At 40.6% G+C, this 8,722-nt stretch carries 7 protein-coding genes; 1 reads left to right on the top strand and 6 read right to left on the bottom strand.

Features of this window, described 5'->3' with window-relative positions; all coding sequences use genetic code 11:
• Positions 1-174: 174 nt before the first annotated feature.
• The 5 genes from B4U84_RS15345 to cysH form a co-directional block, all read right to left on the bottom strand.
• The gene (locus B4U84_RS15345) at positions 175-2,292 is read right to left on the bottom strand and encodes a single-stranded-DNA-specific exonuclease RecJ (protein ID WP_131119212.1); all 2,118 of its coding nucleotides are present in this window, start codon (positions 2,290-2,292) and stop codon (positions 175-177) included.
• 50 nt (positions 2,293-2,342) lie between these two features.
• Positions 2,343-2,768 carry a hypothetical protein gene (locus B4U84_RS15340; RefSeq protein WP_044451758.1) on the bottom strand — a complete coding sequence of 142 codons (426 nt, stop codon included), beginning with the start codon at positions 2,766-2,768 and terminating at the stop codon, positions 2,343-2,345.
• Positions 2,769-2,920: 152 nt separating this feature from the next.
• Positions 2,921-3,670 carry a class I SAM-dependent DNA methyltransferase gene (locus tag B4U84_RS15335; protein ID WP_017309984.1) on the bottom strand — a complete coding sequence of 250 codons (750 nt, stop codon included), beginning with the start codon at positions 3,668-3,670 and terminating at the stop codon, positions 2,921-2,923.
• A 189-nt stretch (positions 3,671-3,859) separates the two neighbouring features.
• Positions 3,860-5,185: an exonuclease subunit SbcD gene (gene sbcD / locus B4U84_RS15330; RefSeq protein WP_131119210.1), complete on the bottom strand. Its 1,326-nt coding sequence runs from the start codon at positions 5,183-5,185 to the stop codon at positions 3,860-3,862.
• 138 nt (positions 5,186-5,323) lie between these two features.
• Positions 5,324-6,049 (bottom strand): phosphoadenosine phosphosulfate reductase, encoded by a 726-nt coding sequence (cysH, locus tag B4U84_RS15325; RefSeq protein ID WP_044451755.1) that lies wholly within the window; start codon positions 6,047-6,049, stop codon positions 5,324-5,326.
• Between the two features lie 837 nt (positions 6,050-6,886).
• Between cysH and B4U84_RS15315 the strand changes: the two genes are divergently transcribed.
• Positions 6,887-7,999, top strand: a complete 1,113-nt coding sequence (locus B4U84_RS15315) for a GUN4 domain-containing protein (protein ID WP_242677644.1) — start codon at positions 6,887-6,889, stop codon at positions 7,997-7,999.
• A 254-nt stretch (positions 8,000-8,253) separates the two neighbouring features.
• Here the strand turns inward: B4U84_RS15315 and B4U84_RS15310 are convergent, their stop codons facing one another.
• Positions 8,254-8,547: a helix-turn-helix domain-containing transcriptional regulator gene (locus B4U84_RS15310; RefSeq protein WP_026720007.1), complete on the bottom strand. Its 294-nt coding sequence runs from the start codon at positions 8,545-8,547 to the stop codon at positions 8,254-8,256.
• Positions 8,548-8,722 lie beyond the last annotated feature (175 nt).

Raw genomic sequence — 8,722 nt, 5'->3', positions numbered from 1 at the left:
TTTTATTGGGCATTGGGCATTGGGCATTGGGCATGGGGCATTGGGCATGGGGCATTGGGCATTGGAATAAATTCTTCCTTGCCCTCCTTGTCCTCCTTGTCTCCCCACATCCCCTACACTTCCCACACTCCCCGATCCCCGATCCCCGATCCCCGATCCCCGATCCCTGCAATTTTATTTGGAAGTCCCTAAAGCTCTTAGTGCTGCTTGAATAATGGCATCATAGTGTGGTTGCGAGATGTCAATTTCTTTCGCGTCTTGACGATTATTACCTAGCAAACCGACTATTTTTCCCTGTTCAATCGCTAAAACCTTACCATCGGGATTTTTAATCCTTAATTCTGGTAAAGAACCATTTTGATAAATCCCACAGGTATACTGACGGTGATTGTACTCAAAAGCAGCTTTTGATAAAGTGGTGTAAGAAGTAAACGGTGCATAAGACTGACTAGCAACTCTTGCACCAACTAGTTCTAATTCAATAGTGGTGTTGCCATTAAAATTATTTTCTCGTAGTTTATAAGCAATATCTATTCGTTGCGGTAGGGGAAAGTAGTCGCGCCAACGCCAAGCGATCGCTTTAATTTTAAATTGTTGTTGGTCAATGGTCTGGGCAACTGTTAGCTTAATATGACCTTTACCAACGGTTTGCTGTTCAATGACTTGGACGTTAGCAGTCCAAAATACCGGGTCAGGGTTATCGATACCGCAGGGTTCTAAAGCGTGTAGTTGTTGATAGAGTTCTTGATTGATCTGATTGAGGTTAGCTTCAGCATCAATTTTGAGGAGTGGTTTTAGGTGCTGAATTTCTAGACATTGGTTAGCGAATTCCACCAAACGCGATCGCAGTGCTACTAAATTTTCAGCAGGTAAAGAAAATCCACCTGCTGCTTTGTGTCCTCCAAATTTACCTAGCAAGTCTTGGCAATATTCTAAAGCTTCAAAAACATGGAACTCTGGTATTCCACGTGCAGAACCGCGAATTTGGTTGTCATCCTCAAAAGTACCGATGAACACGGGGACACCGTAGCGTTCTACTAAGCGAGAGGCGACAATACCAATTACACCATGATGCCAGTTAGGTTGCACAACAACCAAAACCCGATCTTCCTGTAGAGACGTTACATGTAACGTCTCTACAATTGCGATCGCTTCTTGTTCAATTTGTTCACACATCTGTTGACGATGCTGGTTAATTTGCTCACATCGCATCGCTTTTTCCAAAGCAATCCCCATATCATCTGTAGTGAGTAGCTCAATCATAATTTGGGGATCACCGATTCTACCAATAGCATTAATACGTGGTCCAAGCCGAAACCCAATATCTTCAGGCTTTAACGATTTTGGATTTTGGATTTTGGATTTTGGATTGTTTTGTCCCCCATATCCCCCTTGTCCCCCTTGTCCCCCATCTCCTCCTTGTCCCCGATCCCCAACTCCCGACACCTGAATCAACGCCTGTATTCCTGCTAGTTGCGATTTAGGTAATTGTAGCAAACCACGTTTTACCCAACGGCGATTTACTCCAGTTAAGGGAGCGAGATCAGCAATGGTTCCCAGTGTAAACAGTTCCAGCATTGGTCTGATAATGCCACTATTAGCTTGTCCTAGCTGTTGAGCTAAGGAAATTGCCAAAATGTAAGCAACACCGACACCAGCGACACCACGATAAATAGAAGATTCTGGTAGTAATTTCGGGTTGAGAATGGCATTAGCTGGGGGTAATTGTTGCGGAATGTCGTGGTGATCGGTGACAATTACCTGTAGATTAAGTTCTTTGGCTCTGGCGATGGGTTCAAACGCAGAGATCCCATTATCAACTGTTAGAATTAGTTTAACACCTTCATTGTGAAATTCTTCTACAATTCGTTTATTAATACCGTAGCCTTCATGCATCCGACTCGGAATGGCGTAATTGACCTCGGCACCTAACCAGCGTAAACTACGTAATAGTAAAGCGGTACTAGTCATTCCATCTGCATCGTAATCTCCACAGATGGCAATTTTTTCTTTACAGGTAATACAAGTTTGCAACAACTCTAAACTAACTGCGAGGTCTGGAAATTCCTCTAAAGGTGAAGGTAGATTTATGGATTCAGAATTTAAAAAAGCTTGTGCTTCTTCCGGGGTTTCAATACCGCGATTGATTAGAAGCTGATTGAGCAAAGATGGTAAATTAGTCACCTTTGCCAAGTTCTGTGCTAATTCTATTTGTTGGGGGTAAATTTGCCAACGTTGATTAGGTAAACGCCGACGGTTTTTTGTTGCTGTAGTTGGGAGTTGGTCTAGCACAATTGCAGTTAGGAGTGTGCATAATCACTTATATCTCATACACTCCAGCTTCACAACACCTCGATTCGACCATCATCAAGAATATAAATTGCGCGATCGCCAGGAGCATACCAATTTGGACGTAGTTCTACTCCTAATGTGCCAAAATTTAATTTGGAAATATTTGCCTTTAACGGTAAACCTGTGTCATCCCAAAATAATAGAGATACATTTGGCTCTGTACCATCTCCCTGGTTAATCTGTAGTTCTTGTCCTGGTTGTAAAGGAATGGGATTAGTACTAGATGGCTTCTGTATAATCAACACTCTGGGCGTACGATTTACTACTTTAACTTGGATACGTTGTCCTGGTGAAAATTGAATTGGACGAGGACCGCACTTGGAAGCACAAGTACCAGCAAAAGCAGGACTATAATTATTGGCTGATGGTAAAAGTAGAGCGGTTGCGATTAAAGTTGCACAGATAAACTTAGACATAGAATCGAGGTTACACAAAAGACAAAGGGTGTGTAGATTTTAATACCTCAGACTAACACCACATTTTGGTCTTTGTGTAGAGAAATGTTTATGGGATGTGCGATCGCTCCTAGGGACTCAAGACTTACTTACCTAACCAACCGCATCGAAAGCTATTTTATACAGGTAATGCCTACCATATCGGGATAGTCAATGTAGTCCTGCCAGAACTCAAAGCCAAATTTCTGTATGCCTTCAGGACTGATTGTTGGTTGATGCCAGCAGATCTCTTTAAAACCAGCACTCATCAAGGCCCATTCATAAGTCGCTTTGCTGAGGTAGTAGTTGTCAAAACTGATACTAATAGACTCACCGTCATCAGGAATTGTTAATGTTAAAGTGATGGGAGTACCTTCCTTCAGCGACTGGGTACATTTTCTAGAAATGCCATATTTCTCATGTTTATGATAAAACTCTCTTGGCAGTTCTAAATTATTGTTTAAACCGACAAATCGACCACCAGGTTTGAGATGAATTGCTATGGCCTGACACATTTTGAGTAGTTGCTCTTTAGTTGAAGCGTAATTCAGCAAGTAGGAGGATAACACAAGATCGAAGCTGCCAAGAGAACCAACTTCGGTGACATCACCGATGATATATTCAATTTTCTTAGGACTAGAGGCTTCTTCAAGTCTTGCCAGTTCTATCATTTTTGAGGAAATATCCACACCAACCAAACGTTCAGCGCCATAAGAAAAGAGCAATCGTGTGAAAAATCCTTCTCCACAAGCTAGATCGAGGATTGATTTCCCAGCAACATCTCCGATGATATTTAAGTATGTATATGCCTCACCATACAAGCGATAAGGCAATTTGTTAAGTTTTTGAAACTGGAGAGCTATACTATCATACACAGCTGCCATTTTTTCACCTCAGTTGCAAGTTTTTTATCAAAGGATGTCTGATACAGTTCGGTCTCGTTGTTTTAAATTACGATACGCTTATTGACCAAGTTTAAACACTGCACTTCGAGTAGAAAAGCTATGGATAGTGGTAAATATGTAATGAAAAGGAGATTTAGTAACTCACATTATTTATTTTTAGCCATTTATTTAAATTAATCGTAATTGATGCTCTGTATTGTCTGTATTATCTGATGTCACCTGATTAGTTTGATTGCTGTTTTCCTCTACAGAAATGGGTTCTACCCAGTTTTCTTCGTCTACAGCTAGCAATTTATGAGCTGCTTCCAGCATCGATGTTGCTATGTCTTTTAAATCTTCGCGATTGTTCAGGTATGTCCTGAGTGCTTCTATCGGATCAATGCTATTACTAGCGCTTAATTCCGGGACGCGAGGTCTAGCTAACTGACTAACTAATTCTGGTTGGATGGTGTAAGTATGAGCTGGAGTTAGTAGTTTGTGGAGTGCGGCGTTATCAATTAAATCTAACTGTTCAGAACGAAGTTTGTAAATTAGTCTGATCACTGCATCGTCAATATTATACTTGGCGATCGCCTTCATAATTGCCGCTTGTGGATCTTCTGCCTTTGAGACATCCACCTCAATTGTGTGGAAAACCCGTGCAGGTAAAGGGTAAAATTCCCATTTAGCGCTACCCCGTTCTAACTCAACCATTACATAGCCTTTTTCTTCCTTCTCTTCACTAAAGTCCACCCGTTCAATACTTCCTGGATAAATCACTGGTGGGTTATTGGATTTATTCAAGCTTTGATGGCGATGGACATGTCCTAAAGCTACATAATCAAAACAGGGTCGTACCAACATTGATAAGGGAATTGTAAAACCTTTACCAACTGCTAAAAAACGTTCAGCTCCTAAGCTAGCATTATCAGTCATCAAGTGACCCAAAAGAATTGTTGGTACATTGGGGTCAAGACGACGAATTTCTGCTTCTAAAACAACTTGCAAACGTTCAACGAGTAGTTGATGTACTTCGCTTAAAGATAAACCTTCAGTTTCTTGGCGAGTCATCAACGTAGAACGGGTCAACCAAGGTAGGGTAATAACTTGTACAAGACCATTACGGGTTTGGATGTGGTGAGTACGCAATGTATCACCTACCACAATTCCCGGCACTCCCAAAGTGCGGTAAATACATAGACTTGCTCCCCCCTGACCTTGAGAATGTTGGTCATGGTTCCCCACTAACAACACTGTGGGAATTTGAGCATCTACAAGACGACGAAACTGACCAGCAAAAGCTTCCTGTACATAAGGTGGTGGTGTCGCATCAGGGAAAGCATCACCACCGAAAATGACCAAATCTACAGGTTCCGTGAGAGCCTGGTCAATACAATGGGATAGAGTCTTGACAAAATCTTCCAACCGCGTATTTAAACCTGTCTCAGGATTAATACGTCCGTGGGAGAAACCACTTCCCATGTGGATATCTGAAAGATGGAGGATTTTAATCATATTTGTCCTTGGTCATTAGTCATTTGTCCTTTGTTTTATAGTCTAATTACAAATGACTATTGTACAGACGCGATTCATCGCATCTACCCACCAATTGTAGAGACGCGATTCATCGCGTCTCTAACAAATGACAAATAATTAAATATGAATTCCACACTCAGTCTTACCAAAACCGCGCCAGCGTCCAGCGCGTTCATCTTCACCGTCTGCGACTGGGGTTGTGATTGGTTCATCGCCAATACTCGGATAACCTTTGTCATGGAGAGGATTATAAATTACCCCATGTTCAGCGACGTAACCCCAAGTTTTTTCGCGTGTCCAATTTGCTAGAGGATTAATTTTTATGCGGCCATTGCCGTCAATCTCAAATATGGGCATGTTAGCACGGGTTACAGCCTGGTCACGACGGCGTCCGGTAATCCAAGCAACAGTATTTAGTTCTGCTAGACCCCGTTGCAGAGGTTCTATTTTGGTGAGGTGGTGGAATTGAGCAATATCTTTATCCCAGAGTTCATCACCATATTTGGCTGTAAAAGCTTCGCGGGTATCTACATCAGGGATTTTGTAAACTTTCAAATCCAGGTCGTAAACTTGTTTAGATTTTTCGACCAATTCCAAAGATTCGCGGAAATGAAACAGGGTGTCGAGAAATATCACAGGTACTGGATGCTTGAGTTCACGGTAGAGAATATCCGTGATTAGCATGTCATCAACATTAAAAGCACTCGTTTGTACCAGTCCTGTGGGAACATTCTCAACAGACCATGCCAAGATTTCGCTTGGATGAGCGTTCTCATACTTTTGATTCAATTGTTCCAAGTCTAAATCGGCGATTTGGTTCCTAGATACTGTGGAAATGGTCATGGTTATTTTTTAGTCAAACAGTTCCGTAGCTTTCTTAATAATGATTTTACAATAAAAAATACACGTATGTTGGTCGGATATCAGGTAATGATTCTACCTGGGTTTGGGAGATGAGGATTACAAATAATAAAAATAATGGCTTATGACAACAGTTCTGAGCAGGGTACAGAGGAAGCAGATTTTTCTGTGGAGCAAATCCATGCATCCAAAATTCTATTGGAGATGACTTAGGAGTTAGTATTTACCTTTGACTTTACTAAGATAAGTAACGCTATTTTAAGTTTTACCATGGTTTGATGGATAAATATACTGGTTTTGATATTGTTAATAGAATCCTTAAAAATCAGGGATTATACAAAATGAACGATTCAAAAACTCCAAATCAACTAAATCAGTCTTTGGTTATGGGAGCATTAGTGATGCTGACCAGTGCCAGTGTGATTACTTTGATGAGTTTGTTTTAAGACTAATAAAATTAAATATTAAAAAAATAGCAAAATAACTTTACAAAACCCCGCTCGTAACTGAGCGGGGTTATTGCGTTATTCATAATTTTGTATCTAAAACTGGAGTAGAAGCTCAACACTAAGAGAAGCCCAGTAAGTAACCAGGGCGCGATCGCTTAATATAATCAAGAATTTTATAGAACATCGGTGCTTTGATTTTGCTTGTGTTGGGGCATTTTACGAGAGTTTTATAATCATCATAGAGAATTAATTAAATTTGCTTATTTATATATGCGCGATCGCGTTGTATTAAATAAAAACCTTATTTGTAAGTCTGCCTTTTGTCATTCTCAAGACTTTGGCAATTGTCGCAGGCGTGGGAGAGTAAGAAGTGGAACAGTTTGATGTGTTTCTTTGCCACAATAGTAAGGATAAGCCTGCGGTTATTCAAGTTGCCCAGCAGTTACAAGACAAGAGAATTAAACCTTGGCTGGACATTTGGCATTTACGCCCTGGTTTTTCTTGGCAACGTGCATTAGAGCAGCAGATCAACCAGATTGCATCCGCAGCAGTTTTTGTAGGAAAATCAGGATTTGGCCCTTGGCAAAGTCAAGAAGTTGATGCGTTTCTAAGAGCATTTGTAAATAGGCAATGTCCGGTAATTCCGGTACTTTTACCAGATGCTCCTACAAAGCCACAACTACCTCTATTTCTTCAAGGTTTAACTTGGGTAGATTTTCGACAGCAACATCCTGATCCAATGGAACAGTTGATTTGGGGAATTACTGGACACAGACCAAACACACAAACTGGAACTGGATCATCTCAAAAAGACTCACCAATAATAGACAGGAGAGAATTTTTGAAATGGGCGGGTTGGGGAAGTGTAGGCTTAATAACAACAGTGGTAGGTCGAGAGATTTTTATCAAACTAAATCAGCCTACTGCAACACCTTCTATTGAAGCAGCACCGACTGCAAGACCATTTGCAACACCAGAAAGAAAATATACTACAAACACACCGTCACTAGAGAATACTGAAAGCATCTCACTTGAATCTGAAAAAGGCATTGACTATACCAGACTACGCGACTTACTAGAAGGAAGAAACTGGAAAGAAGCAGATCGAGAAACTGAAGAGTTGATAAGCAAGGTTCTAAACAATGATTGGACCAGTGAAAATTTATTAAACTTCCCCTGCAAAGACTTAAGCACAATTGACCAACTATGGGTAAAATACAGCAATGGACACTTTGGCTTTAGTGTCCAGAAGGAAATTTACTTGAGCGTTGGCGGTAAAGCTGACGGCGAGTATTACGAAGAAGCCTGGAAGAAGTTTGGCGATCGCGTAGGATGGAGAGTGAATAGTAGTTGGATATCTTACTCTGATGTAACTTTTGACACCTCTTCCCCTAGAGGACACCTCCCGTTTTTTCGTTTTTGGGGGGTGAGGTGGGTTGTGGTTAAGTTTCTCTTCTCTCGCATCGAGACTTGTAAAGTGTAACATCTAGGGCTTTACTGCGCTAAATATATAATAGTTGTAGTTGTCATACTGATAAAAATTTTGGCAGTATCTGGTGTTAATGTATCACAAACTAAATAGACATCTCCGACAAAGAATGTAGAGACGTGAAATTTCACGTCTCTACAAGTATTTTGGGCAACGCACAGTTAATTTCTGGAGATGTCTAATTGAATGCGATCGCATTTCAATCAGCAACACGAGAAAACAACTCCTCAAAAAGCTAAAAACTTGAATTATGGCTTTACTGTTACTGCCAAATGTAACCCTAAAGCATCCAACAAAGAATTTAGACAGTAAAACTCAATCTCGCCTTTATCTGATAGTATCTGGTCAAGTTTATTGTAGAGTTCCTTGACTTGTGTAGAAAGCTGATTAGTTCCACCATGCGCTTCTATGACATTTTTCAGCGCCTTACTTAACATTTGCGGATCACCTTCTTCTAAAACAACTTCGATATAAGCTGCTGCTTCTAGTGGATTTTTTAAGTCTTGAATCAGTTTTTCATGATAGCTTGTACTTCTAGACATCATCAATAACTTTTAATATCCTTCGGTGAAACTTCCATATACAAGCCTTTTTAAACTCTGCGATCGCAGTAAACCAACAAAATACACTATGTAGCAATGATGACACTCACCAACAAACTTTTGTCATCAATCTTACAGCATTAAGCCTTACAGTCACAGCATTAAGCCTTACAGT

Source organism: Westiellopsis prolifica IICB1, from assembly GCF_004323185.1.
Lineage (GTDB): Bacteria > Cyanobacteriota > Cyanobacteriia > Cyanobacteriales > Nostocaceae > Pelatocladus > Pelatocladus prolificus_A.
This window is presented reverse-complemented; position numbering and strand designations above follow the sequence as displayed.